Origin of the sequence: Streptococcus infantis (assembly GCF_047460825.1) — a bacterium.
GTDB classification, from domain to species: Bacteria; Bacillota; Bacilli; order Lactobacillales; family Streptococcaceae; genus Streptococcus; species Streptococcus infantis_V.
This window is the reverse complement of record NZ_JASHFO010000011.1, coordinates 22,071-47,115: the sequence shown is the minus strand read 5'-3', so window position 1 is coordinate 47,115 and position 25,045 is coordinate 22,071. Positions and strand designations below refer to the sequence as shown.

Genomic DNA, 25,045 nt, shown 5'->3' with positions numbered 1-25,045 from the left:
TCTCATGACTCTTGTTCATCCAGTTTTTTATACAGGCTAGGAAAAGCCCTATTAAACAACACGGATTTGTATTGCTCAGCTTCATTATAAGCTAAACTTCTTTTTCTGTCATGAGTTAGCAGGCTCTGCCTGCTTAGAGTTTTTTATGGAAGTCTATAGCATTTACCTCTTGTTCACAGAGATATCTCTCTACGCCGAAGATTTGGTAGCAAATGGCATTTGGGGTTTTTCCACTTTCTATATTTGTTTTAATATTTTGATAGAAGCAGGAGTTGTGGCGAAAATTGTTAAAAGTAGAAGTTCAGAAAGTATGTTTGGAATATCATTATTAAATATTTTATTGTAAGAATATATGTAAATATAAATACTTGGTTAGTAAAGTAATATACTCATTATCTATTAATTATTTAAAAGTATAAAATTTTGTAATATTTTCTATTTTATGCTTTTTAGTATGAAGTAATATTGTTAATTGATAAATTTGTTATAATACTATTAAAGTTATTATTTGAAGCAGGAGAATTAAAATGAATATTGAAGAATTTTTGTCTAGGATTTCTTTTCGTGTTAACTCATGGGATGATTATGGTTACAAACAAACAGCAGAATTTATTTTTAATGGAGATTCAGGAGAGGTAAGTCATTTAGTAAAGATTTATCCAAATACAGATGAAAATTTTTGTAGAATTAAAGAGAATCAAATTGAAAATGAAGGTAACTTTTTTTTATTTGCACAATCAAAAGATTATTATCAATTCTTATCAAATACCTTAGACGATGTCGGATTGGACAGATGGTTTACATTAACAGGAGATATTGTCTATAAAAGCAATGATTTCTTAACAAAATACAAAAAGTTACAAAAAGAATATGAAAAATCACTATATGGTGTTGAACTAAATAGTGATTTTGATACTGATGTCAGTCCTAAGTATTTAATAGGTATGTTTGATAATTCATTTTTTAGAACTCAAACATTATTAGAATGGAAAGAATTATTGAATAGCTTGCATAGATTGACAGTCAAAAAATCCTTTCTTTCTGATTATAAATTTACAATAAAAAAAGGAAGCCAAACAGCTTTTGAAGTTGATGTAAAACCAAAGGATAACATTTCGTTTAGGGTAAATGATAGAACATTACCAATATCAGTTTCTAATAATGTATTTTGTATCATTGGAGGAAATGGGAGCGGTAAAACAAGATTTATCAGAGAATTATCAAAAGCTATTTTCAATAAATCTTCTGAAATTACAATAGAAAATAGCGAATTTGACACACAAGAGGATGCGAATATCATGAAGAAAATTTTGTACAGTTCATTCAGCCCATTTGATGAGAAGTTTGAAATCGAATTAAATCCAGAGGAGAGAGAAAGGTTTGAATATATCGGTTTTTTAAATTATGATAGAGAAGTAGATGGAAATACAAAAATTAGCGATAGAATCACTGATGATATCATGGAAAGTTTACAAAAGATTAAATTTAGTGTAGATAAGTCTAAACTTTGGCTAGAAGCAACAGAACGTATATCTTTTGAAGAATGGGGATATAACCTTATTTATATTTTTAAAAATGATTTAACTAGATCTGACGAAGTTGAGAGCGAGGATTCAACCACAAGTGGATTTGATTATGAAAACTATGATGAGACATATCAAAAAATCAAAAATTTTAGTTCAGGACAAAAAATATTTTTATTAACAATAACACAGCTTATTTTGAAATTAACGGAAAGAACGGTTGTATTTATTGATGAACCTGAGTTATTTCTACATCCTCCGATGATTAAATCATATGTCCGTCTCATTTCTGATATTGTAAGTTCAGTAAATGGTTTAGGTTTTATTATCACACATTCCCCAATTACTCTTCAAGAGTTTCCTAATAGGTGTGTAAAGCAGACTTATCGTGACTATCGTGGAGAATATCTGATAAAGTCAGTTAATTTTAACACGTTTGGAGAAAATATAAATGTAATTAATGATCAGATATTCAATATTGGTCTTCAACAATCAGGATACTATAATTTAATTGAAAGATTGAAATTTGTTGAAAATGGTAAAAGTGAACTTAGGAAATTACTAGATTTTTCTGGTAGTGAGGCCAGATTACTGATTAATTTATTTTTAGAAGGAACTAGCGAATGAGAAGAATTGAAGGAATGGATATCACTGTCAAGGAGATTTTAGATACATTAAGATATGAATCGGTAGATTTTGTAGAAATGTTAGACATTGATGATGAAGATAGTTTTAATGCTATTGTTTCGTTGCTATCATACTATGAAAAAGAATATAACGACAGTTATGATAACCTTTCTAACTTACGAATAACAAGTAAAGATGATGACAATTATACTTTTTCGAGTATTCAAAATTACTATTCGGAATATTATAGTGGACGAACATTATTTAAGTACAGAGAATATATGGAACAGCTAGTTGAGAAACGATGCCCAATTTGTGATTGTTCGTTTGCGTATAGCCAAGTCACACTGGACCATATTCTTCCTAAGAGTAAGTTTCCATTTCTTTCGATTACCCCCATCAATTTGGTCCCAACTTGTTATAATTGTAATATGCGAAAAAATGATGGAATCCCATCGAAAGTGTTGAATCCATATTTTCATGGTTTTTCACCATTTGATTATCTAACAATAATAATTAAAGTTAATGTAGAAAAGCCGTTTGAATCTACTATTGATATCAATTTTGCAGATTTAAATGTTGTTCCTCAAGAACAGGTGATGTACATAAGAGAGAACATTGATTTATATAAACTCCGACAAAAGTACTTGGATTTAACCAATATTGCTTTTCTCAAACTTATGGATGAGTTCCAACAAGTTATTCATCTAAATAGTGATGTCTACAGTATTACTGAACTTAAAGGTTATTTCTTATGTTTAGATAATTATGTTGCTTCTGAAGGATATAAATTTATTGATGAGAGTTATTTGAGACACTTGTGCATATTAACAATTAATGAGAATACTGAATTTTTGACTTGTTTAGCAAAATACCTCAATATTTTGGTTAATTATAGTGATAGGTTAGCAGATTCAATTAAGAATTTAGAGGCTAAAGTACAAGAAGAGTTAATTAACCATCGAGCTAATTGTTTAGAACTCATTAAAGGAGTACTGCCTTTAATTTTATTTATTGGTATCTATGAACTTAAAAACAGCTATTTAGAATTAATCGATTTTAGAGGAGTTTTTCAAAGTGAACAAATGGTTTTTAATTTTAGACCTGAAGGGAAATATTCAGAATTAATAAACTCTCATAAATATTTCAATGTTAATGAATCATTATTGTTATCTATTGTGAAACCTGAAAATAAAGCAGGCACAGAAATTGTAATTCCTCTTAGCAATGGCAATTTTTGTATTTTGCTTATTGAAGGTTCATTTGATATTAATTCTCAACACTTAGAGGATCTAAATCCTATAATTAATCAAATACTAAGATAAAAAATTTTATACAAAGTTATTTAAGTAGTAATTCTTCTTTAAGTAAATATATTATTTAAAAATCTAGTTTTAGTATATTAGAATTTCATTAAATTTCTCATAACTCTGAAGTTAACTAAATTTAGGATAGTAAAGTTTTAATAAGGTTATTGCTAATTGGAATTTCATTACTAAGTCCCCCAAAAATGAAATTTTGGAAAAGCGTTAGTGAGAAGGACTGGATAATAGTATTATGATGGTTATTTTAATTTCAGTGGTTGTGGCATTTCTGTACTATGTAATTACAGATTATTTTAAGAATAGTTATATTGACTGTATACTATTTCTAACATTGCTGATTTCTCATTTGATATGGGATTACTATTTTTTGCCCATTGAAATCTTAGTGGCATTAAGTGGAGTAAACTTGCTATCAAGATTTTTCAAAAAAAAAGAGAAGTCAATAGATTTGCTAGTGGATTATTAAGATGAAAGGTAAAATTGGGATTTTTAAATGAAACATTTTTTTGCAGGAATTGGTGAAATTCATTTTTTGTCATTTTTATTATATCTAAGCATGTCCACTAGTCCAATTATTGGACTAGTGATTGGACATACTAAAATAAATCTAATAAGTTCTATTATTATGGCTCTTGGTGTGATATTGGCATTAATTTTGGTATTATCAAGGGTGTATAGAAAATATTTTTATAGAGATGATGATGACTAAAGTTTTTATCAATAATTGGCTCCATAATATCTATAGGGAATTTACCTACTACAAATATCATAGAATCCTAAAAAAGAGCCTTAAACGGCTCTTTTTGTGTGTTTACATTTGATGAGAGACCATTATAAACATTGGTGCTGAGGACTTACAAGTTTATGGGATTTCGCCATCTAGATTATTAGTTAGACGAACTGGTTGTATCGCTATTAGACTCTGATTGAGAACCTGAAGAATCAGCAGTTTGTCTTCCTGTATTAGCGCCATTATCTCCTCCACTGCTAGCACTATCAGTTGAATATTGCTCAGTTGCAGGTATTTGGGAGTTATTAATGCTTCCATATGATTCAGTGTAGGTTGGAGTGTAGTTGCTATCTTCTGAATTGTAGGTTTCTACTCCCTGAACGCTACTAGTCGTTTCAGTCTGGTTAGACTTTTGTTGTTCTTTTTTGGTCAAGGCTTCAACTTGTTTTTGAAATTTAGAGATTAGTTCTTGAATTGGTTTTATCTTTTCTTCAAGAGCAACTTGGTCGCTGGCAGAATTAATGTTTTTAATGATGTCTATTATTCTTTGCAAGGAAGTGATGGCTGTCTCAAGTGTTTGTTTATCTTGAAACTGGCTATCAGAATCCTTTATATCTAATTTCAAAGCTTTTTCACTATAATGATTTGTGACTTTATCGGCAGTAGAAGCGAGAAAGTCTGCTAATGTCTTTTTGCCTTCATCAGTAGTTGGTTTTAATTCTTGAATTTTTTTCCAATCTTCTATAATGGTTTCAGAATCAATATTGAAGTCTTTAATGGCGTTTTTTACTTGTTCGACATCTTGTTGATTTTTTTGTTGTTTGATGAGAGCAACATTCCCTCTCTCTGCTTGGATTTTTTCTTGATGGAGGACTAAGCCTGTCAAAAGTCCAATACCTGCAATAAGTGTAATAATAAAAATAGTATTTTTTGATTTTAGAATATCTTTGTAGTTGTTCACATTAGTCCTACGCACATGGATGATGGTGTATATATGGAATCATGTGCGCATTCCTCCTTATTACAGTATATCATTTTTAGTTGATTTTAAAAATAAGTTTTTAAAGAGAATAGAGATTTAGGAATGAATTGATTTCTTTTGTATCCTGATTTTCATGTATTGACAGAAGAGGTTGATAGATTGCCAGCCTCTTCCTTGTCTTCTCTAACCAAGCATGTTATAATGAAAACTGCTCAAACGACCTTCAATCGTGATAGCAAACACGACCTTCAATCGTGAATAAACGAATAGATGGGAGAACTACCATGAGTGATAACTCTAAAACACGTGTTGTCGTGGGGATGAGTGGTGGTGTTGATTCGTCGGTGACGGCTCTCTTGCTCAAGGAGCAGGGCTACGATGTGATCGGTATCTTCATGAAGAACTGGGACGACACAGATGAAAACGGCGTCTGTACGGCGACCGAAGATTACAAGGATGTGGCTGCAGTGGCAGACCAACTTGGCATTCCTTACTACTCTGTCAACTTTGAAAAAGAGTACTGGGACCGCGTTTTTGAGTATTTCCTAGCGGAATACCGTGCAGGACGCACGCCAAATCCAGACGTTATGTGTAACAAGGAAATCAAGTTTAAGGCCTTTTTGGACTATGCTATGACCTTGGGAGCAGACTATGTAGCGACTGGGCACTATGCCCGAGTGGTGCGTGATGAGGATGGCATCGTTCACATGCTTCGTGGCGTAGACAATGGCAAAGACCAGACCTATTTCCTCAGTCAACTTTCACAAGAACAATTACAAAAGACCATGTTCCCATTGGGACATCTAGAAAAGCCTGAAGTTCGCAAACTAGCAGAAGAAGCAGGCCTTGCGACTGCTAAGAAGAAAGATTCGACAGGGATTTGCTTTATCGGAGAAAAGAACTTTAAAGAATTTCTCAGCAACTACCTACCAGCTCAGCCTGGTCGAATGATGACTGTGGATGGTCGCGATATGGGTGAGCATGCTGGTCTGATGTACTATACGATCGGTCAGCGTGGCGGACTCGGTATAGGTGGGCAACACGGCGGGGACAATGCCCCTTGGTTCGTTGTCGGCAAAGATTTGAGTCAGAACATTCTCTATGTAGGTCAAGGATTCTACCATGACTCGCTTATGTCAACTAGCTTAGAAGCCAGTCAGGTCCACTTTACTCGTGATATGCCAGAGGAATTTACGTTAGAATGCACGGCTAAATTCCGCTATCGTCAGCCTGACTCTAAAGTGACTGTACATGTCAAAGGAGATAAGGCAGAGGTCATCTTTGCGGAGCCACAACGCGCCATTACACCAGGACAGGCAGTTGTCTTCTACGACGGTGAAGAATGTCTCGGTGGCGGTTTGATTGACAATGCCTACCGCGATGGCAAAGTTTGTCAGTACATTTAGATTGACAAATTTTCTCAATTTGCTACAATAATAAAAGCAATAGAAATGATGGTCAAAGCTCATGGATGTTGCAGGCTTTTTGCCCTGCACTTCTTTGGAGTTTTGACTGTTTTTGTGTCGTTTAAGGGAAAGGATAAAAATGACTCAACCAGACTTTCGGACAAAGGTGGGAAACACTGTTTTTGGAGTTCGGGCGACAGCCTTGATTGTCCAACATCGCAAACTTCTAGTCACCAAAGATAAGAACCAGTATTACACCATTGGTGGAGCTATTCAAGTCAATGAGAGAACGGAAGATGCAGTAGTCCGCGAAGTGAGGGAAGAACTGGGTGTCGCATCTAAAGCTGTTCAGTTAGCTTTTGTGGTTGAAAATCGTTTTGAAGAAGACGGCGTTAATTACCATAATATCGAGTTCCATTATTTAGTGGACTTGCTAGAGGATGCCCCATTGACCATGCAGGAAGATGAGAAAACGCAACCCTGCGAGTGGATTGACTTGGATAAGCTAGAGGATTTCCAGCTAGTTCCAGCCTTTTTAAAAACTACCTTACCAAATTGGGACGGACAATTACGACACATCCATCTTAACGAATAGGAGAGAAAATGATGGTTAAGCTTATTGCCCATGTGCTTGTTCATAGTGGTGGTGATTATTTGCTCATTCAGCGTTCGGAAATTAAAAGAGGACAACCCAACGTTTATCCAACTTACTGGGATATTCCTGGTGGTGGGGTTGAAAAGGGTGAACTTCCGCGAGATGGAGCTCTTAGAGAATGTGTTGAAGAAGCGGGAGTTAGGCTAGATAGTAGTTCGCTCAAACTTCTTCACGAAGATAGTCAACTGGATACCTCAAAGGATACTGTCTTTACTCGCTTAGTTTATAAAGCAGAGTGGGTTGGGGAGAAGCCAATTATCAGATTAGATCCTGAAGAGCATACGCACTTTAAATGGGCTACCATGGATCAAGCTCTAGAGGAGGAGAAGTTAGTTCCTTATTTGCGAGAAATTTTTGAAAGGTTAAGAAATGACTTATAATTTTACGGAAGAATACGATATTATTGTAATTGGTGCGGGACACGCTGGGGTCGAGGCTTCCTTGGCTGCCAGCCGTATGGGCTGTAAGGTTCTGCTTGCGACCATCAACATTGAAATGCTGGCTTTCATGCCATGTAATCCCTCTATCGGTGGTTCTGCCAAGGGAATTGTCGTGCGTGAAGTCGACGCTCTCGGTGGGGAAATGGCCAAGACCATTGACAAGACTTATATCCAGATGAAGATGCTTAACACTGGGAAAGGCCCAGCTGTTCGTGCCCTTCGTGCGCAGGCTGACAAGGAACTTTACTCTAAGGAAATGCGCAAGACAGTTGAAAACCAAGAAAATCTAACCCTACGTCAAACTATGATTGATGAGATTTTGGTGGAAGATGGCAAGGTTGTCGGTGTGCGTACGGCGACTCATCAAGAGTATGCTGCTAAGGCTGTAATTGTGACTACAGGGACAGCCCTCCGTGGGGAAATCATCATCGGAGACCTCAAGTACTCATCAGGTCCAAACCACAGCCTAGCTTCGATTAACCTTGCTGACAATCTCAAGGAACTTGGTCTCGAAATCGGTCGTTTCAAGACAGGAACCCCTCCACGTGTCAAGGCTTCCTCTATCAACTATGACGTGACAGAGATTCAGCCAGGGGACGAAGCGCCTAATCACTTCTCATATACTTCACGTGATGAAGATTATGTCAAAGACCAAGTGCCATGTTGGTTGACTTACACCAATGGTACCAGCCATGAGATTATCCAAAACAACCTCCACCGTGCGCCTATGTTTACAGGTGTGGTCAAGGGAGTGGGACCTCGTTACTGTCCGTCGATTGAGGACAAGATTGTGCGTTTTGCGGACAAGGAACGCCACCAACTCTTCCTTGAGCCAGAAGGGCGCAATACAGAAGAAGTTTATGTCCAAGGTCTCTCAACCAGCCTTCCTGAGGATGTGCAACGTGACTTGGTACATTCCATCAAAGGGTTGGAAAATGCAGAGATGATGCGAACTGGTTATGCTATCGAGTATGATATGGTCTTACCTCATCAATTGCGTGCAACGCTTGAAACCAAGAAAATTTCAGGTCTCTTTACTGCTGGTCAGACCAATGGAACGTCAGGTTACGAAGAAGCAGCTGGCCAAGGGATTATCGCGGGTATCAATGCGGCTCTGAAAATCCAAGGTAAGCCTGAGTTGATTCTGAAACGAAGCGACGGTTATATCGGAGTGATGATTGACGACTTGGTAACAAAGGGTACCATTGAACCCTACCGTCTCTTGACCAGTCGTGCTGAATACCGCCTCATTCTCCGTCATGATAATGCCGATATGCGCTTGACTGAGATGGGACGCGAGATTGGGCTTGTTGATGATGAACGTTGGGCACGTTTTGAAATCAAGAAAAATCAATTTGAAAATGAAATGAAGCGTTTAGACAGCATTAAACTCAAGCCAGTCAAGGAAACTAACGCCAAGGTCGAAGCGATGGGATTCAAACCATTGACTGATGCAGTCACTGCCAAGGAGTTCCTCCGTCGTCCAGAAGTCTCTTACCAAGATGTGGTTGCCTTCATCGGACCTGCTGCTGAAGAATTGGATGACAAGATTATCGAATTGATTGAAACGGAAATCAAGTACGAAGGCTACATCTCAAAAGCCATGGATCAGGTTGCCAAGATGAAACGCATGGAAGAAAAACGTATTCCAGCAAATATTGATTGGGACGATATTGACTCCATTGCGACTGAGGCTCGCCAGAAGTTCAAACTCATTAATCCAGAAACCATCGGTCAAGCCAGCCGTATTTCGGGAGTAAACCCAGCAGATATTTCTATTTTGATGGTGTATCTGGAAGGTAAAAATCGAAGCATTTCAAAAAACTTAGAAAAAAAGGCTGACTAATACTCAATGAAAATCAAAGAGCAAACTAGGAAGCTAGCCGCAAGCTGTACTTGAGTACGGTAAGGCGACGCTGACGTGGTTTGAATTTGATTTTCGAAGAGTATAAAGACAAAGTGCTGAATTCTCTTTTAGGGAATTCAGCTTTTTTAGATTTTTCTTCTTTTTTCGAATAAAGAGAAAAGGAGGAATGATTATGCTGACGGTAGAAGAAAAAAATTTTTTAGACCACTATAAAAATGCTTCCTATCATCGTTTTTATGAGATTGAGCGCTTCACTAGTCTCTGTCAAAAGTTAGACAAATGGCCACCACAGGCTGACAAGCTCTAGACTTTTTGATATACTAGAACAAATTAAAATATAGGAGAGAATGAATGAACGTATATGGCAGATTAGAAGAGGAACCAACTCCATCTTGGACGGGAATTCAGGATGATTTAGTTGGGAGAGAGGAGCGCTTCGAGGATGAACCAAGTTCATTTGCTCCCTTACCATTATTTAAGATCCTAATCTGGAGCACTCTAGTTGTACTTGTATCTGTAGTTCTTCCTTTCTTGCTAGGACTAACTAGCCCAGAGCAGGCACAAGATTTTTATATGGGATGGGCGATGCACCAGGGTGGAGATATCTACACAGACTATTTTGGAACGAGTGGTCTTCTCTATTATTTTTTACAGTATCTAAGCAAGGGTAGTATTTTGTTTGCAGCCTTTTCTTGGCTTGCTCTAGTGGGTGCTGGAATTTTTCTTTTCCGTTCAACTTATACCTTGACGGAGGAGAACAAGCAGTCGCAACAAGTGTTGACCATCTTTTATCTTCTTGCTGGAGGACTTAGCTTTGGCGGTGGTTATGCCACCATTTTGGCCCTTCCATTCCTGTTTTACGCTCTTAGTTTAGTAACAAGGTATTTGGTAGAGTATAATCATGACAAAGGTTTCGTGCGTATTGGGATTAGCCTGGCTCTAGCGTTTTTCTTTGCCCCGCTAGTCACAACTTTATATGCTCTGATCTTATCCTTTGCTTTGTTAGCCTTTAATATTGGGCGTGGTCGCTTGGTTCATGGGTTCTATCAATTCTTTGCAGCTGGTCTTGGGTTCTCACTTTTCTTTTATCCAATTGGTTACTATACGGTGTATAAAGGGAGCTTCGGAAGTGCTATTAGCCAAATTCTCTATCCAATTGATAGTTTGAATTTTATGTCCAATCCAGTCTTGCTAGAAAATCTCCTTTTTTATGGATTGTTAACAATTGGTCTTGGAGGATTAAGGCTCGTATTGACAGGACTTTTCCAATCTAAACCAAGCAAGCAATACGTCTTATCCATTTTTGCTTCAGTAGCAATCCTATTGTTAGCTTGTTTAGAAATTTTCTCTACAGAACCGATTCACGGTAGTCGTCTAGCTGAGTTTCTTCCTTTCTTGTCTATTCTTTTATTGACCCATATTCGAACTGGAAGACTAGAAGGAGCCAATCGCCGTAGAAGATATGAAGAAGTACCTTCAGTATGGGCAATCTTCCTTAAAGGGAATGCTTACCTGTCTATCTTGGCCCTGGCTTACCTATTCTTGGCCCCTCTGGTAGCACGCTATGTCCTTCACTCAGAACAATATCAAGAACGTGCTCGTATGGAAAGTACGGTTAAGAGGCAAACGCAAACATCGGACCGCATTTATGTGTGGGATGATTCGGCTAGTGCATATCAGGCCAGCGAACGTTTAGCAGCTAGTTCGTTACTAACACCGAAATTGTATACTGGTCTATCTGAAAATCGTACCAAGCTTGTCAATGATTTACGGTATAATCAGCCTAAAGTGATTGTGGTCAATACCAAAACAGCTCTCTGGACGGAAGTAGAACAGCTTCTAGCAGAAAGTTATCAACCAGTTCAAAGTGAATTCAAAGACTTTAAACTTTACAAATTAAAATAAAATAATCAATATCTAGTATAAATTTCATGAAAATATGAATTTTTACACTAGATATTGATTTTTATTTTTATAGTGATATAATACTTTAAGAAAGAATAGTTAAGAAAAGAGCCTGGATATGATTGTATTGGAAGAGAAAACAAACCCTGATCCAACCTTATTCGTTGAAAAACGCGACGGTAGACGCGTCATTTTTGATGTGGATAAGATTGATAAAGCGCTTCACAAGGCTGCAGAAAAAGTCATGGATGTCACCCCTTTGGTAGAAAAGCGTCTTAATACTCTAGTTGAACGTATTGTAGAAGAGATTCATAGTCGCTTTCCTCAAGGTGTAAAAATCTATGAAATCCAAAATATCGTAGAACATGAGTTATTGGAAGCTAAAGAATATGCCTTGGCAGAGGAATATATCACTTACCGAACTCAAAGGGATTTTGAGCGCTCAAAAGCAACAGATATCAACTTCAGTATCCATAAACTTCTCAACAAAGACCAGGCAGTTGTCAATGAGAATGCTAATAAAGATAGTGATGTTTTTAATACCCAGCGTGATTTGACGGCAGGAATTGTTGGAAAATCAATCGGTCTTCAAATGCTTCCTAAGCATGTGGCTAATGCCCACCAAAAAGGGGATATCCACTATCACGATTTGGACTATAGCCCTTACACTCCGATGACCAACTGCTGTTTGATTGATTTCAAGGGCATGTTGGAAAATGGTTTTAAGATTGGGAATGCTGAGGTAGAGAGTCCTAAGTCTATTCAGACTGCGACTGCTCAGATATCGCAAATCATCGCCAACGTTGCATCAAGCCAGTATGGAGGCTGTTCAGCAGACCGTATTGATGAAGTTTTGGCTCCTTATGCAGAGAAAAATTACCAAAAGCATCTCAAAGATGCAGAGGAGTGGGTTCTGACTGACAAGCGTGAGGAGTACGCCTGGAAAAAAACAAAAAAAGACATCTATGATGCCATGCAATCTTTAGAGTATGAAATCAATACCCTCTTCACTTCAAATGGTCAAACACCTTTTACCTCTCTTGGTTTTGGTCTAGGAACCAATCGTTTTGAACGTGAAATTCAAAAGGCAATTTTAAACATTCGGATAAAAGGTCTTGGTTCAGAACACCGTACAGCCATCTTCCCTAAACTCATCTTCACCCTAAAAAGAGGACTTAACTTGGAAGAAGGTTCGCCTAACTACGATATCAAGCAGTTGGCTCTTGAGTGCGCAACTAAGCGCATGTATCCGGATGTCTTGTCTTACGATAAAATTGTTGAGTTGACAGGTTCTTTCAAGGTTCCTATGGGATGTCGTTCATTCCTTCAAGGTTGGAAGGATGAAAATGGAGTTGAAGTTAACTCTGGCCGTATGAACCTAGGGGTGGTAACGGTCAATCTTCCCCGTATTGCCCTCGAATCTGAAGGCGACTTGAACAAGTTCTGGGAAATCTTTAACGAGCGTATGAATATCGCAGAAGATGCACTGGTTTATCGTGTGGAGCGGACTAAGGAAGCAACTCCAGCTAATGCACCAATCCTCTACCAATACGGAGCCTTCGGACGTCGCCTCGGGAAAGAAGAAAGTGTTGATCAACTCTTTAAGAATAGACGTGCTACAGTATCGCTTGGCTATATCGGCCTTTACGAAGTAGCAACCATCTTCTTTGGAAATCATTGGGAAAATAACCCTGAAGCTAAGGAATTTACACTGGATATTATTCGTGATATGAAGCGCCGTGTAGAAGAGTGGTCTGACCAATATGGTTATCACTTCTCTATCTATTCAACACCATCTGAAAGTTTGACGGACCGTTTTTGTCGTTTAGATACAGAGAAATTTGGCTCTATTCCAGATATTACAGATAAAGAATACTATACAAATTCCTTCCATTATGATGTCCGCAAAAATCCAACACCTTTTGAAAAATTGGACTTTGAGAAAGTCTACCCAGAAGCGGGTGCTTCAGGTGGCTTCATCCACTACTGTGAGTACCCAGTTCTCCAACAAAATCCAAAGGCCTTGGAAGCTGTTTGGGATTATGCATATGACCGTGTCGGTTATCTAGGAACTAATACTCCGATTGACCGTTGCTACAAGTGTGATTTTGAAGGAGATTTTGAGCCAACTGAGAGAGGCTTTGCTTGTCCTAACTGTGGGAATAATGATCCTAAAACAGTAGACGTTGTTAAACGAACTTGTGGCTATCTTGGGAACCCTCAAGCACGTCCAATGGTCAACGGACGTCATAAGGAAATTGCTGCGCGTGTCAAACACATGAACGGTTCTACTATCAAAACAGCAGGACATGAAGTAAGAAATTAGAAAGAAATAGAATGGGAAAATATCAATTAGACGATAAGGGCAAGGCCTTGGTCCAACGGTTCCACGAGAAACATTCAAAGGGTGGAGTCAATAAAAAAGATCGAGTGGCTAGCCTTAGAGAACAATTTTTAAACAAGAACAAGAAAAAGTGAGAGTCCGCTCTCGCTTTTCTCTTAGCTGGAGGTAAAGATGATACTACGCAGACCAACATTGGCAGATAAAGAAGCTGTTTTAGAGATGATGGCAGAGTTTGAACAGACTCAATCAGCCCACGATGGTGGATTTTGGGATACTGAGAATTTTGTTTATGAAGAGTGGCTGGAAAGTAACCGCAATAAAGAAATGGGAATAGGGCTACCTGAAAATCGCGTTCCATCAATTCAGTTCGTTTTGTTTGATGAATCAGGCCGTGCTTTAGGTTTTTTAAATTTACGATTGAGACTGAATGAGGGATTGCTGAATTATGCAGGGAATATAGGATATTCTATTCGCCCTTCCGAAAGAGGCAAGGGCTACGCCAAAGAGTCTCTCCGCCAAGGTTTACAAATTGCTAAAGAAAAGAATATTAAACGAGCGCTTGTGACTTGTAGCACGGAAAATTCTGCCAGCAGAGCTGTTATCTTAGCTAATGGTGGAGAGTTGGAGGATGTTCGAAATGGAACGGAGCGCTACTGGATAGAGTTGGAGTAGAAAGTATGACATGGAATACACCAAAACCAGGCGAGTGGAAGAGTGAGAAGCTTAGTCAAGGGCGTATCATTGACTATAAGGCTTTTAACTTTGTGGATGGAGAAGGGGTGCGCAATTCTCTCTATGTAGCAGGCTGTATGTTTCACTGTGAAGGTTGCTACAATGTAGCTACCTGGTCTTTCAATGCAGGAATTCCTTATACTCCAGAGTTGGAAGAACAAATCATGGCAGACTTAGCCCAGCCCTATGTTCAAGGATTGACTTTGCTGGGAGGAGAGCCATTCCTCAATACAGGTATTCTTTTGCCCCTTGTAAAACGCATTCGAAAGGAATTGCCAGAAAAAGACATCTGGTCTTGGACAGGCTACACTTGGGAAGAAATGATGTTGGAAACTCCTGACAAACTCGAACTTTTATCTATGATTGATATCTTAGTCGATGGTCGCTATGATAAAAGCAAGCGGAATCTCATGCTTCAGTTCCGAGGCTCTTCTAACCAGCGGATTATCGATGTTCAAAAATCTCTCAAAAGTGGGCAGGTAGTGATTTGGAACAAACTAAATGACGGAAAAGAAAGCTATGAACAGGTAAAGAGAGAATGAAGAAAAAAGAGTTAATAGAAAGACTAGTATCAGAAATAGAGTTGGGAAAAGTAAAAACACTGGGTATCTACGGTCATGGAGCCTCAGGAAAATCAACTTTTGCTCAAGAATTGTATCAAGAACTTGATTCACAAAAGGTAAATTTACTAGAGACAGATCCCTATATTACTTCGGGACGACATTTAGTGGTACCTAAAGAGACGCCAGACCAAAAGGTGACAGCATGTTTACTGGTAGCGCATGAGCTGGCAAGTTTACAAAGAGATATTCTTGCTCTGCAAGCGGGTATGGACATCTTAACAATTGAGGAACCCTGGAAGGCTAGTGAGGTCTTATCGGGAGCAAAACCAATTCTGATAGTCGAAGGGATGTCTGTGGGTTTTCTACCCAAGGAACTCTTTGATAAAACTGTTTGTTTTTACACAGATGAGGAGACCGAATTAAAGAGACGTCTAGCTCGAGATACGACTGTGAGAAATGGCGATGCATCCATTATATTGGCTAGTCAGCAGATGAGACGGGAACAGTATCTACAATACTATAAAGAAACCGAGTCAAGAGCTGATATCTTGGTAGATCAATCAGATGATAAATTTCAAATTAAAACTAACAATATATAGAAGAAAAGTCAGAAAATCCAGCACTTAAATATGCAAATTCATTAAAATGGAATAAGAAAACAGTTTCATTTAAAAAATTTAAAAAAACCTGTCAAATCCCTTGCAATCGCAGGGGCTTTGTGTTATTCTATTATGGTGCTGTAAATTACAGCCTTAGCTTTGATGCAAGAGGTTGCGACACGCTCGGTTGCATTGCCACGCAACGCGCGTCGGTTTTCTTGTGGAGCTAGCCTATTATCTTAAATAGACGAAAAGGAGAAAAAGATGGCAAACAAAAAAATCCGTATCCGTTTGAAAGCTTACGAACACCGTACGCTTGACACAGCGGCTGCTAAAATCGTAGAATCAGCTACTCGTACAGGTGCAGAAGTTGCAGGTCCAATCCCACTTCCAACTGAACGTAGCCTCTACACAATTATTCGTGCGACTCACAAATATAAAGACTCTCGCGAACAATTCGAAATGCGTACACACAAACGTTTGATCGATATCATCAACCCAACTCAAAAAACAGTTGACGCTTTGATGAAATTGGATCTTCCAAGTGGTGTAAACGTAGAAATCAAACTTTAATCTAAAGTTTGAAACCTTGAGCATAAAAAACGCTCGTTAAAAACTTTTTGAATAAAAAATATAGAAAAGGAACTATTTTCTCATGACAAAAGGAATCTTAGGGAAAAAAGTGGGAATGACTCAAATCTTCACTGAAGCTGGCGAATTGATCCCTGTAACAGTTATCGAAGCAACTCCAAACGTTGTTCTTCAAGTTAAAACTGTTGAAACAGATGGTTACAACGCTATCCAAGTTGGTTTCGATGACAAACGCGAAGTATTGAGCAACAAACCTGCTAAAGGACATGTAGCAAAAGCTAACACGGCTCCTAAGCGCTTCATTCGTGAATTCAAAAACGTTGAAGGCTTGGAAGTTGGTGCTGAAATCACAGTTGAAACTTTCGCAGCTGGAGACATTGTTGATGTAACTGGTACATCTAAAGGTAAAGGTTTCCAAGGTGTTATCAAACGCCATGGACAATCACGTGGACCTATGGCTCACGGCTCTCGTTACCACCGTCGTCCAGGTTCTATGGGACCTGTTGCACCTAACCGCGTATTCAAAGGTAAAAACCTTGCAGGACGTATGGGTGGCGACCGTGTAACAATTCAAAACCTTGAAGTTGTACAAGTTGTTCCAGAAAAGAACGTTATCCTTATCAAAGGTAACGTACCAGGTGCTAAGAAATCTCTTATCACTATCAAGTCAGCAGTTAAAGCTGGTAAATAATAAGGAAAGGGGAATACAGTCAAAATGGCAAATGTAACATTATTCGACCAAACTGGTAAACAAGCGGGCGAAGTTGTTCTTAACGATGCGATCTTTGGTATCGAACCAAACCAATCTGTTGTGTTTGATGTGATCATCAGCCAACGTGCTAGCCTTCGTCAAGGAACTCACGCAGTTAAAAACCGCTCAGCTGTTTCAGGTGGCGGACGCAAACCATGGCGTCAAAAAGGAACTGGACGTGCTCGTCAAGGTTCTATCCGCTCTCCACAATGGCGTGGTGGTGGAATCGTCTTCGGACCAACTCCACGTAGCTATGCGTACAAACTTCCTCAAAAAGTTCGTCGCCTTGCGCTTAAATCTGTTTACTCAGAAAAAGTTGCTGAAAACAAATTTGTAGCCGTTGATTCTCTTGAATTTACAGCTCCAAAAACTGCTGAATTTGCAAAAGTTCTTGCAGCTTTGAGCATCGATTCTAAAGTCCTTGTTATTCTTGAAGAAGGAAACGAATTCGCAGCTCTTTCAGCTCGTAACCTTCCAAACGTGAAAGTTGCGACTGCTACAACTGCAAGTGTTCTTGACATCGCAAATAGTGACAAACTTCTTGTTACTCAAGCAGCTATCTCTAAAATCGAGGAGGTTCTTGCATAATGAATTTGTATGATGTTATCAAAAAACCTGTTATCACTGAAAGCTCAATGGCTCAACTTGAAGCAGGCAAATATGTATTTGAAGTTGACACTCGTGCGCACAAACTTTTGATCAAGCAAGCTGTTGAAGCTGCTTTCGAAGGTGTTAAAGTTGCAAATGTTAACACAATCAACGTAAAACCTAAAGCTAAACGTGTTGGACGTTACACTGGTTTTACTAACAAAACTAAAAAAGCTATCATCACACTTACAGCTGATTCAAAAGCAATCGAGTTGTTTGCTGCTGAAGCTGAATAATCTAAGGAGGAAATATCGTGGGAATTCGTGTTTATAAACCAACAACAAACGGTCGCCGTAATATGACTTCTTTGGATTTCGCTGAAATCACAACAAGCACACCTGAAAAAACTTTGCTTGTTGCTTTGAAGAACAAGGCTGGTCGTAACAACAACGGTCGTATCACAGTTCGTCACCAAGGTGGTGGACACAAACGTTTCTACCGTTTGGTTGACTTTAAACGTAACAAAGATAACGTTGAAGCAGTTGTTAAAACTATCGAGTACGATCCAAACCGTTCTGCAAACATCGCTCTTGTACACTACACTGACGGTGTGAAAGCATACATCATCGCTCCAAAAGGTCTTGAAGTTGGTCAACGTATCGTTTCAGGTCCTGAAGCAGATATCAAAGTAGGTAACGCTCTTCCACTTGCTAACATCCCAGTTGGTACTTTGGTTCACAACATCGAGTTGAAACCAGGTCGTGGTGGTGAATTGGTTCGTGCTGCTGGAGCTTCTGCTCAAGTATTGGGACAAGAAGGTAAATACGTTCTTGTTCGTCTTCAATCAGGCGAAGTTCGTATGATTCTTGGAACTTGTCGTGCTACAGTTGGTGTTGTCGGAAACGAACAACATGGACTTGTAAACCTTGGTAAAGCAGGACGTAGCCGTTGGAAAGGTATCCGCCCAACAGTTCGTGGTTCTGTAATGAACCCTAACGATCACCCACACGGTGGTGGTGAAGGTAAAGCACCAGTTGGTCGTAAAGCACCATCTACTCCATGGGGCAAACCTGCTCTTGGTCTTAAAACTCGTAACAAGAAAGCGAAATCTGACAAACTTATCGTTCGTCGTCGCAACGAGAAATAATTTAAAACTAGTCGCTTAAGCAACTAGAAAATTCCGCCAGCTCGGTAGCGCTCCTTGTGAGCGCAAGCCGCTGTGGTACAACATTTAAAGGAGAAAATATAAAAATGGGACGCAGTCTTAAAAAAGGACCTTTCGTCGATGAGCATTTGATGAAAAAAGTTGAAGCTCAAGCTAACGACGAAAAGAAAAAAGTTATCAAAACTTGGTCACGTCGTTCAACGATTTTCCCAAGTTTCATTGGTTACACAATCGCAGTTTATGATGGACGTAAACACGTACCTGTTTACATCCAAGAAGACATGGTAGGTCACAAACTTGGTGAATTCGCACCAACTCGTACTTACAAAGGTCACGCCGCAGACGACAAGAAGACACGTAGAAAATAAGGAGAACATAAATGGCAGAAATTACTTCAGCTAAAGCAATGGCTCGCACAGTACGTGTTTCACCTCGTAAATCACGTCTTGTTCTTGACAACATCCGTGGTAAAAGCGTAGCCGATGCAATCGCAATTTTGACATTCACTCCAAACAAAGCTGCTGAAATCATCTTGAAAGTTTTGAACTCAGCTGTAGCTAACGCTGAAAACAACTTTGGTTTGGATAAAGCTAACTTGGTAGTATCTGAAGCATTCGCAAACGAAGGACCAACTATGAAACGTTTCCGTCCACGTGCGAAAGGTTCAGCTTCACCAATCAACAAACGTACAGCTCACATCACTGTAGCTGTTGCAGAAAAATAAGGAGGTAAAATCGTGGGTCAAAAAGTACATCCAATTGGTATGCGTGTCGGCATCATCCGTGATTGGGATGCCAAATGGTATGCTGAAAAAGAATACGCGGATTACCTTCATGAAGATCTTGCAATCCGTAAATTCGTTCAAAAAGAACTTGCTGACGCAGCTGTTTCAACTATTGAAATTGAACGCGCAGTAAACAAAGTTAACGTTTCACTTCACACTGCTAAACCAGGTATGGTTATCGGTAAAGGTGGTGCTAACGTTGATGCACTTCGTGCTAAACTTAACAAATTGACTGGAAAACAAGTACACATCAACATCATCGAAATCAAACAACCTGATTTGGATGCTCACCTTGTAGGTGAAGGAATTGCTCGTCAATTGGAGCAACGTGTTGCTTTCCGTCGTGCACAAAAACAAGCAATCCAACGTGCTATGCGTGCTGGAGCTAAAGGAATCAAAACTCAAGTATCAGGTCGTTTGAACGGTGCAGATATCGCCCGTGCTGAAGGATACTCTGAAGGAACTGTTCCACTTCACACACTTCGTGCAGATATCGATTACGCTTGGGAAGAAGCAGACACTACATACGGTAAACTTGGTGTTAAAGTATGGATCTACCGTGGTGAAGTTCTTCCAGCTCGTAAAAACACTAAAGGAGGTAAATAACCAATGTTAGTACCTAAACGTGTTAAACACCGTCGTGAATTCCGTGGTAAAATGCGCGGTGAAGCTAAAGGTGGAAAAGAAGTAGCATTCGGTGAATACGGTCTTCAAGCTACAACTAGCCACTGGATCACTAACCGCCAAATCGAAGCTGCTCGTATCGCCATGACTCGTTACATGAAACGTGGTGGTAAAGTTTGGATTAAAATCTTCCCACACAAATCATACACAGCTAAAGCTATCGGGGTTCGTATGGGATCTGGTAAAGGGGCACCTGAAGGTTGGGTAGCACCAGTTAAACGTGGTAAAGTAATGTTTGAAGTTGCTGGTGTATCTGAAGAGATCGCTCGCGAAGCGCTTCGTCTTGCAAGCCACAAATTGCCAGTTAAATGTAAATTCGTAAAACGTGAAGCAGAATAAGGAGAAGGCATGAAACTTAATGAAGTAAAAGAATTTGTTAAAGAACTTCGTGGTCTTTCTCAAGAAGAACTCGCGAAGCGCGAAAACGAATTGAAAAAAGAATTGTTTGAACTTCGTTTCCAAGCTGCTACTGGTCAATTAGAACAAACAGCTCGCTTGAAAGAAGTTAAAAAACAAATCGCTCGTATCAAAACAGTTCAATCTGAAGCGAAATAATAGACTAGGGAAGGAGAAATTTCAATGGAACGCAATAATCGTAAAGTTCTTGTTGGACGTGTTGTATCTGACAAAATGGACAAGACAATCACAGTTGTAGTTGAAACAAAACGTAACCACCCAGTCTATGGTAAACGTATTAACTACTCTAAAAAATACAAAGCACATGATGAAAACAATGTTGCCAAAGAAGGCGATATCGTACGTATCATGGAAACTCGTCCGCTTTCAGCTACAAAACGTTTCCGTCTTGTAGAAGTCGTTGAAGAAGCGGTTATCATCTAATCAAACCTGAAAGGAGAAAACTGAAATGATTCAAACAGAAACTCGTTTGAAAGTCGCAGACAACAGCGGTGCACGCGAAATCTTGACTATCAAAGTTCTTGGTGGTTCTAAACGTAAATTTGCGAACATCGGTGATGTTATTGTGGCATCTGTAAAACAAGCTACTCCTGGTGGTGCGGTTAAAAAAGGTGACGTTGTTAAAGCAGTTATCGTTCGTACTAAATCAGGTGCTCGTCGTGCTGATGGTTCATACATCAAATTTGACGAAAACGCAGCAGTTATCATCCGTGAAGATAAAACTCCTCGCGGAACACGTATCTTTGGCCCAGTTGCACGTGAATTGCGTGAAGGTGGCTTCATGAAGATCGTGTCACTTGCTCCAGAAGTACTTTAATTGATTGCTCAAAGAAAATTAAAACAAGTCTAGGAAGTAAGACGAAAGCATAACTTAAGTTAGGTGAGTTGAAACTGACGAAGGATTGCTTTAATTTTCACAGAGCAAAAACAAACAAACACAGTCCCCTGGCTTAGCCAGGGTGCCCATTGGGCGTAAGAATAAAAGGAGAAAAAAATGTTTGTAAAAAAAGGCGACAAAGTTCGCGTAATCGCTGGTAAAGATAAGGGAACAGAAGCTGTTGTCCTTACTGCCCTTCCAAAAGTAAACAAAGTTATCGTTGAAGGTGTTAACATCGTTAAGAAACACCAACGTCCAACTAACGAACTTCCTCAAGGTGGTATCATCGAGAAGGAAGCAGCTATCCACGTATCAAACGTTCAAGTTTTGGACAAAAACGGTGTAGCTGGTCGTGTTGGTTACAAATTTGTAGACGGTAAAAAAGTTCGCTACAACAAAAAATCAGGCGAAGTGCTTGATTAATCACGAAGGAAAGGAGAAGTATAATGGCAAATCGTTTAAAAGAAAAATATCTTAATGAAGTAGTTCCTGCTTTGACAGAACAATTCAACTACTCATCAGTGATGGCTGTGCCTAAAGTAGATAAGATCGTTTTGAACATGGGTGTTGGTGAAGCTGTATCAAACGCTAAAAGCCTTGAAAAAGCTGCTGAAGAATTGGCGCTTATCTCAGGTCAAAAACCACTTATCACTAAAGCTAAAAAATCAATCGCCGGCTTCCGTCTTCGTGAAGGTGTTGCGATCGGTGCAAAAGTTACCCTTCGTGGTGAACGTATGTACGAATTCTTGGATAAATTGGTTTCAGTTTCACTTCCACGTGTGCGTGACTTCCATGGTGTCCCAACAAAATCATTTGATGGACGCGGGAACTACACACTTGGTGTGAAAGAACAATTGATCTTCCCAGAAATCAACTTTGATGACGTTGACAAAACTCGTGGTCTTGACATCGTTATCGTAACTACTGCTAACACTGACGAAGAGTCACGTGCATTGCTTACAGGCCTTGGAATGCCTTTTGCAAAATAATATAGGAGGTATAACTAATGGCTAAAAAATCTATGATTGCTAAGAACAAACGCCCAGCGAAGTTCTCTACTCAAGCATACACTCGCTGTGAACGTTGTGGACGTCCACACTCAGTTTACCGCAAGTTTAAACTTTGCCGTGTTTGCTTCCGTGAATTGGCATATAAAGGTCAAATCCCTGGTGTAACAAAAGCATCTTGGTAATATCATGATACAAAGAGCGTAACAACCATAGCAAAAATAGGAGATTTGGTGCAGGAGCGATGCTCCAAGACAAATCTATCTTTTTTGCCCAGGTTGTAGCTCGTGTTCAAATGAGAGTTATCTTATTTGAATGTGTCAATACTATCTGAGCTTAGCTCAATCATTAACTAGCAAGTGCAACTTGCAAACTACTAGTAAGAGGAGAAAAATAAAATGGTTATGACTGACCCAATCGCAGACTTCCTAACTCGTATTCGTAACGCTAACCAAGCAAAACACGAAGTACTTGAAGTACCTGCATCAAACATCAAAAAAGGGATTGCAGAAATCCTTAAACGCGAAGGTTTTGTTAAGAACGTAGAAATCATCGAAGATGACAAACAAGGCATCATCCGTGTATTCCTTAAATACGGACCAAACGGTGAAAAAGTTATCACAAACTTGAAACGTGTTTCTAAACCAGGACTTCGTGTCTACAAAAAACGTGAAGACCTTCCAAAAGTACTTAACGGTCTTGGAATTGCTATCCTTTCAACTTCTGAAGGTTTGCTTACTGATAAAGAAGCACGCCAAAAGAACGTTGGTGGAGAAGTTATCGCTTACGTTTGGTAATATTTAGCTCCCAATTTCTTTGTGACTCGTCGTTATCGTCTCTTGCCTAACCCAAAGTTATGTCTGCGAGACGATGCCTAGATTCACTTTGAAATTGAAACCTAAATATTTCTTTAAATCGAGAAATCGATTTAACCCCGTGAAAACTGGCCAACATGGCCTGACAATTTAACAGGAGAATAAAAACATGTCACGTATTGGTAATAAAGTTATCGTGTTGCCTGCTGGTGTTGAAATCACTAACAATGACAACGTTGTAACTGTAAAAGGACCTAAAGGAGAACTTACTCGTGAGTTCTCAAAAGATATTGAAATTCGTGTGGAAGGTACTGAAGTAACTCTTCACCGTCCAAACGATTCAAAAGAAATGAAAACTATCCACGGAACTACTCGTGCTCTTTTGAACAACATGGTTATTGGTGTATCAGAAGGATTCAAGAAACAACTTGAAATGCGTGGGGTTGGTTACCGTGCACAACTTCAAGGATCAAAACTTGTTTTGGCTGTTGGTAAATCACATCCAGACGAAGTTGAAGCTCCAGAAGGAATTACTTTTGAACTTCCAAACCCAACAACAATCGTTGTTAGCGGAATTTCAAAAGAAGTAGTTGGTCAAACAGCTGCTTACGTACGTAGCCTTCGTTCACCAGAACCATACAAAGGTAAAGGTATCCGTTACGTTGGCGAATATGTTCGTCTTAAAGAAGGTAAAACAGGTAAATAATATTGAGTGGTTGATTTTCAACCACCAATATCATTTCCAACTTTGTGCATAGCACACGATTTAAAACTAAAGAGGTGAAAACTGTGATTTCTAAACCAGATAAAAACAAACTCCGCCAAAAACGCCACCGTCGCGTTCGCGGAAAACTCTCTGGAACTGCTGATCGCCCACGTTTGAACGTATTCCGTTCTAATACAGGCATCTACGCTCAAGTTATTGATGACGTAGCGGGTGTAACGCTCGCAAGTGCTTCAACTCTTGACAAAGAAGTTTCAAAAGGAACAAAAACTGAACAAGCCGTTGCTGTCGGTAAACTCGTTGCAGAACGTGCAAACGCTAAAGGTATTTCAGAAGTGGTGTTCGACCGCGGTGGATATCTATATCACGGACGTGTGAAAGCTTTGGCTGATGCAGCTCGTGAAAACGGATTGAAATTCTAATAGGAGGACACTAGAAAATGGCATTTAAAGACAATGCAGTTGAATTAGAAGAACGCGTAGTTGCTGTTAACCGTGTTACTAAAGTTGTTAAAGGTGGACGTCGTCTTCGTTTTGCAGCTCTTGTAGTCGTTGGTGATCACAACGGTCGCGTAGGATTTGGTACTGGTAAAGCTCAAGAAGTTCCAGAAGCAATCCGCAAAGCAGTAGAAGATGCTAAGAAAAACTTAATCGAAGTTCCTATGGTTGGAACAACAATCCCACACGAAGTTATTTCAGAATTCGGTGGAGCTAAAGTATTGTTGAAACCTGCTGTAGAAGGTTCTGGGGTTGCCGCTGGTGGTGCTGTTCGTGCCGTTATCGAGTTGGCAGGTGTAGCTGATGTTACATCTAAATCTCTTGGCTCAAATACTCCAATCAACATTGTTCGCGCAACTGTTGAAGGTTTGAAACAATTGAAACGCGCTGAAGAAGTTGCTGCCCTTCGTGGTATTTCAGTTTCTGATTTGGCATAAGAAAGGGGAT

The 25,045-nt window shown here is 39.2% G+C and carries 36 protein-coding genes; 35 read left to right on the top strand and 1 reads right to left on the bottom strand.

All coding sequences use genetic code 11. The features are described from left to right. Positions 1-145: 145 nt before the first annotated feature. From QM911_RS04890 to QM911_RS04870, 5 genes are all read left to right on the top strand, one after another. A complete protein-coding gene (locus QM911_RS04890; protein WP_414313284.1) occupies positions 146-346 on the top strand; it encodes a DUF5966 family protein in 201 nt (66 codons plus the stop codon). A 181-nt stretch (positions 347-527) separates the two neighbouring features. After that, the gene (locus QM911_RS04885) at positions 528-2,150 is read left to right on the top strand and encodes an AAA family ATPase (protein ID WP_414313283.1); all 1,623 of its coding nucleotides are present in this window, start codon (positions 528-530) and stop codon (positions 2,148-2,150) included. Then, a complete protein-coding gene (locus tag QM911_RS04880; protein WP_414313282.1) occupies positions 2,147-3,475 on the top strand; it encodes an HNH endonuclease signature motif containing protein in 1,329 nt (442 codons plus the stop codon). The genes QM911_RS04885 and QM911_RS04880 overlap by 4 nt, the downstream gene beginning before the upstream one ends. A 232-nt stretch (positions 3,476-3,707) precedes the next feature. After that, positions 3,708-3,941, top strand: a complete 234-nt coding sequence (locus QM911_RS04875) for a hypothetical protein (protein ID WP_414313281.1) — start codon at positions 3,708-3,710, stop codon at positions 3,939-3,941. A gap of 27 nt (positions 3,942-3,968) precedes the next feature. Continuing rightward, positions 3,969-4,184, top strand: a complete 216-nt coding sequence (locus QM911_RS04870) for a hypothetical protein (protein ID WP_414313280.1) — start codon at positions 3,969-3,971, stop codon at positions 4,182-4,184. 178 nt (positions 4,185-4,362) lie between these two features. Here QM911_RS04870 and QM911_RS04865 read toward each other — a convergent pair whose 3' ends face one another. Then, a complete protein-coding gene (locus tag QM911_RS04865; RefSeq protein WP_414313279.1) occupies positions 4,363-5,166 on the bottom strand; it encodes a hypothetical protein in 804 nt (267 codons plus the stop codon). 305 nt (positions 5,167-5,471) lie between these two features. Between QM911_RS04865 and mnmA the strand changes: the two genes are divergently transcribed. The 30 genes from mnmA (at position 5,472) to rpsE (ending at position 25,035) form a co-directional block, all read left to right on the top strand. Then, positions 5,472-6,593, top strand: coding sequence for a tRNA 2-thiouridine(34) synthase MnmA (mnmA, locus tag QM911_RS04860; RefSeq protein WP_414313278.1), 1,122 nt, complete (start codon positions 5,472-5,474; stop codon positions 6,591-6,593). Positions 6,594-6,732: 139 nt separating this feature from the next. Beyond that, positions 6,733-7,188, top strand: coding sequence for an NUDIX hydrolase (locus QM911_RS04855; RefSeq protein WP_414313277.1), 456 nt, complete (start codon positions 6,733-6,735; stop codon positions 7,186-7,188). Between the two features lie 8 nt (positions 7,189-7,196). Beyond that, on the top strand, positions 7,197-7,628 hold the full coding sequence (locus QM911_RS04850; protein WP_414313276.1) for an NUDIX hydrolase: 432 nt from the start codon (positions 7,197-7,199) through the stop codon (positions 7,626-7,628). Further along, positions 7,618-9,534 (top strand): tRNA uridine-5-carboxymethylaminomethyl(34) synthesis enzyme MnmG, encoded by a 1,917-nt coding sequence (gene mnmG, locus QM911_RS04845; RefSeq protein ID WP_414313275.1) that lies wholly within the window; start codon positions 7,618-7,620, stop codon positions 9,532-9,534. The genes QM911_RS04850 and mnmG overlap by 11 nt, the downstream gene beginning before the upstream one ends. Positions 9,535-9,727: 193 nt before the next feature. Continuing rightward, on the top strand, positions 9,728-9,862 hold the full coding sequence (locus QM911_RS04840) for a hypothetical protein (RefSeq protein WP_265586415.1): 135 nt from the start codon (positions 9,728-9,730) through the stop codon (positions 9,860-9,862). Positions 9,863-9,906: 44 nt separating this feature from the next. Further along, a complete protein-coding gene (locus QM911_RS04835) occupies positions 9,907-11,460 on the top strand; it encodes a damage-inducible protein CinA (protein ID WP_414313274.1) in 1,554 nt (517 codons plus the stop codon). Between the two features lie 118 nt (positions 11,461-11,578). Continuing rightward, the gene (gene nrdD, locus QM911_RS04830) at positions 11,579-13,786 is read left to right on the top strand and encodes an anaerobic ribonucleoside-triphosphate reductase (RefSeq protein WP_414313273.1); all 2,208 of its coding nucleotides are present in this window, start codon (positions 11,579-11,581) and stop codon (positions 13,784-13,786) included. Between the two features lie 11 nt (positions 13,787-13,797). Continuing rightward, positions 13,798-13,938, top strand: coding sequence for a hypothetical protein (locus tag QM911_RS04825; RefSeq protein WP_000521611.1), 141 nt, complete (start codon positions 13,798-13,800; stop codon positions 13,936-13,938). A gap of 37 nt (positions 13,939-13,975) precedes the next feature. Then, the gene (locus QM911_RS04820; protein ID WP_414313272.1) at positions 13,976-14,476 is read left to right on the top strand and encodes a GNAT family N-acetyltransferase; all 501 of its coding nucleotides are present in this window, start codon (positions 13,976-13,978) and stop codon (positions 14,474-14,476) included. Between the two features lie 5 nt (positions 14,477-14,481). Beyond that, positions 14,482-15,078: an anaerobic ribonucleoside-triphosphate reductase activating protein gene (gene nrdG / locus QM911_RS04815; protein WP_414313271.1), complete on the top strand. Its 597-nt coding sequence runs from the start codon at positions 14,482-14,484 to the stop codon at positions 15,076-15,078. After that, entirely contained in the window at positions 15,075-15,698 is a 624-nt protein-coding gene (locus QM911_RS04810; protein WP_414313270.1) for a uridine kinase family protein, read from the top strand. Before nrdG ends, QM911_RS04810 begins: the two co-directional genes overlap by 4 nt. A gap of 264 nt (positions 15,699-15,962) precedes the next feature. Beyond that, complete coding sequence (rpsJ, locus tag QM911_RS04805) at positions 15,963-16,271, top strand: 30S ribosomal protein S10 (RefSeq protein WP_001284511.1); 309 nt, start codon at positions 15,963-15,965, stop codon at positions 16,269-16,271. Between the two features lie 82 nt (positions 16,272-16,353). Continuing rightward, positions 16,354-16,980: a 50S ribosomal protein L3 gene (gene rplC / locus QM911_RS04800; protein ID WP_004251088.1), complete on the top strand. Its 627-nt coding sequence runs from the start codon at positions 16,354-16,356 to the stop codon at positions 16,978-16,980. A gap of 24 nt (positions 16,981-17,004) precedes the next feature. Next, positions 17,005-17,628, top strand: coding sequence for a 50S ribosomal protein L4 (rplD, locus tag QM911_RS04795; RefSeq protein ID WP_000024549.1), 624 nt, complete (start codon positions 17,005-17,007; stop codon positions 17,626-17,628). Continuing rightward, complete coding sequence (locus QM911_RS04790; protein WP_001055347.1) at positions 17,628-17,924, top strand: 50S ribosomal protein L23; 297 nt, start codon at positions 17,628-17,630, stop codon at positions 17,922-17,924. The genes rplD and QM911_RS04790 overlap by 1 nt, the downstream gene beginning before the upstream one ends. Positions 17,925-17,941: 17 nt before the next feature. Then, a complete protein-coding gene (gene rplB, locus QM911_RS04785; RefSeq protein ID WP_000512914.1) occupies positions 17,942-18,775 on the top strand; it encodes a 50S ribosomal protein L2 in 834 nt (277 codons plus the stop codon). A 104-nt stretch (positions 18,776-18,879) separates the two neighbouring features. Continuing rightward, the gene (gene rpsS, locus QM911_RS04780; protein ID WP_000533766.1) at positions 18,880-19,161 is read left to right on the top strand and encodes a 30S ribosomal protein S19; all 282 of its coding nucleotides are present in this window, start codon (positions 18,880-18,882) and stop codon (positions 19,159-19,161) included. A gap of 11 nt (positions 19,162-19,172) precedes the next feature. Next, on the top strand, positions 19,173-19,517 hold the full coding sequence (gene rplV, locus QM911_RS04775) for a 50S ribosomal protein L22 (RefSeq protein WP_000818137.1): 345 nt from the start codon (positions 19,173-19,175) through the stop codon (positions 19,515-19,517). A gap of 12 nt (positions 19,518-19,529) precedes the next feature. Beyond that, entirely contained in the window at positions 19,530-20,183 is a 654-nt protein-coding gene (gene rpsC, locus QM911_RS04770) for a 30S ribosomal protein S3 (protein WP_000529936.1), read from the top strand. A gap of 3 nt (positions 20,184-20,186) precedes the next feature. Further along, the gene (rplP, locus tag QM911_RS04765; RefSeq protein WP_000960948.1) at positions 20,187-20,600 is read left to right on the top strand and encodes a 50S ribosomal protein L16; all 414 of its coding nucleotides are present in this window, start codon (positions 20,187-20,189) and stop codon (positions 20,598-20,600) included. 9 nt (positions 20,601-20,609) lie between these two features. Beyond that, positions 20,610-20,816: a 50S ribosomal protein L29 gene (gene rpmC, locus QM911_RS04760; RefSeq protein WP_000772918.1), complete on the top strand. Its 207-nt coding sequence runs from the start codon at positions 20,610-20,612 to the stop codon at positions 20,814-20,816. 24 nt (positions 20,817-20,840) lie between these two features. Beyond that, the gene (gene rpsQ / locus QM911_RS04755) at positions 20,841-21,101 is read left to right on the top strand and encodes a 30S ribosomal protein S17 (RefSeq protein WP_000440801.1); all 261 of its coding nucleotides are present in this window, start codon (positions 20,841-20,843) and stop codon (positions 21,099-21,101) included. 25 nt (positions 21,102-21,126) lie between these two features. Continuing rightward, positions 21,127-21,495 (top strand): 50S ribosomal protein L14, encoded by a 369-nt coding sequence (rplN, locus tag QM911_RS04750; RefSeq protein ID WP_000616548.1) that lies wholly within the window; start codon positions 21,127-21,129, stop codon positions 21,493-21,495. Positions 21,496-21,672: 177 nt separating this feature from the next. Next, positions 21,673-21,978 (top strand): 50S ribosomal protein L24, encoded by a 306-nt coding sequence (rplX, locus tag QM911_RS04745; RefSeq protein WP_000497691.1) that lies wholly within the window; start codon positions 21,673-21,675, stop codon positions 21,976-21,978. Positions 21,979-22,001: 23 nt separating this feature from the next. Next, the gene (rplE, locus tag QM911_RS04740; RefSeq protein WP_000013542.1) at positions 22,002-22,544 is read left to right on the top strand and encodes a 50S ribosomal protein L5; all 543 of its coding nucleotides are present in this window, start codon (positions 22,002-22,004) and stop codon (positions 22,542-22,544) included. Positions 22,545-22,561: 17 nt separating this feature from the next. Beyond that, on the top strand, positions 22,562-22,747 hold the full coding sequence (locus QM911_RS04735; protein WP_001085699.1) for a type Z 30S ribosomal protein S14: 186 nt from the start codon (positions 22,562-22,564) through the stop codon (positions 22,745-22,747). 213 nt (positions 22,748-22,960) lie between these two features. Next, a complete protein-coding gene (gene rpsH / locus QM911_RS04730) occupies positions 22,961-23,359 on the top strand; it encodes a 30S ribosomal protein S8 (protein WP_000245504.1) in 399 nt (132 codons plus the stop codon). Between the two features lie 187 nt (positions 23,360-23,546). Further along, a complete protein-coding gene (gene rplF, locus QM911_RS04725; RefSeq protein WP_000086625.1) occupies positions 23,547-24,083 on the top strand; it encodes a 50S ribosomal protein L6 in 537 nt (178 codons plus the stop codon). Between the two features lie 83 nt (positions 24,084-24,166). Beyond that, entirely contained in the window at positions 24,167-24,523 is a 357-nt protein-coding gene (rplR, locus tag QM911_RS04720; RefSeq protein WP_000624044.1) for a 50S ribosomal protein L18, read from the top strand. A gap of 17 nt (positions 24,524-24,540) precedes the next feature. Next, positions 24,541-25,035, top strand: a complete 495-nt coding sequence (gene rpsE / locus QM911_RS04715; RefSeq protein WP_000874203.1) for a 30S ribosomal protein S5 — start codon at positions 24,541-24,543, stop codon at positions 25,033-25,035. Positions 25,036-25,045 lie beyond the last annotated feature (10 nt).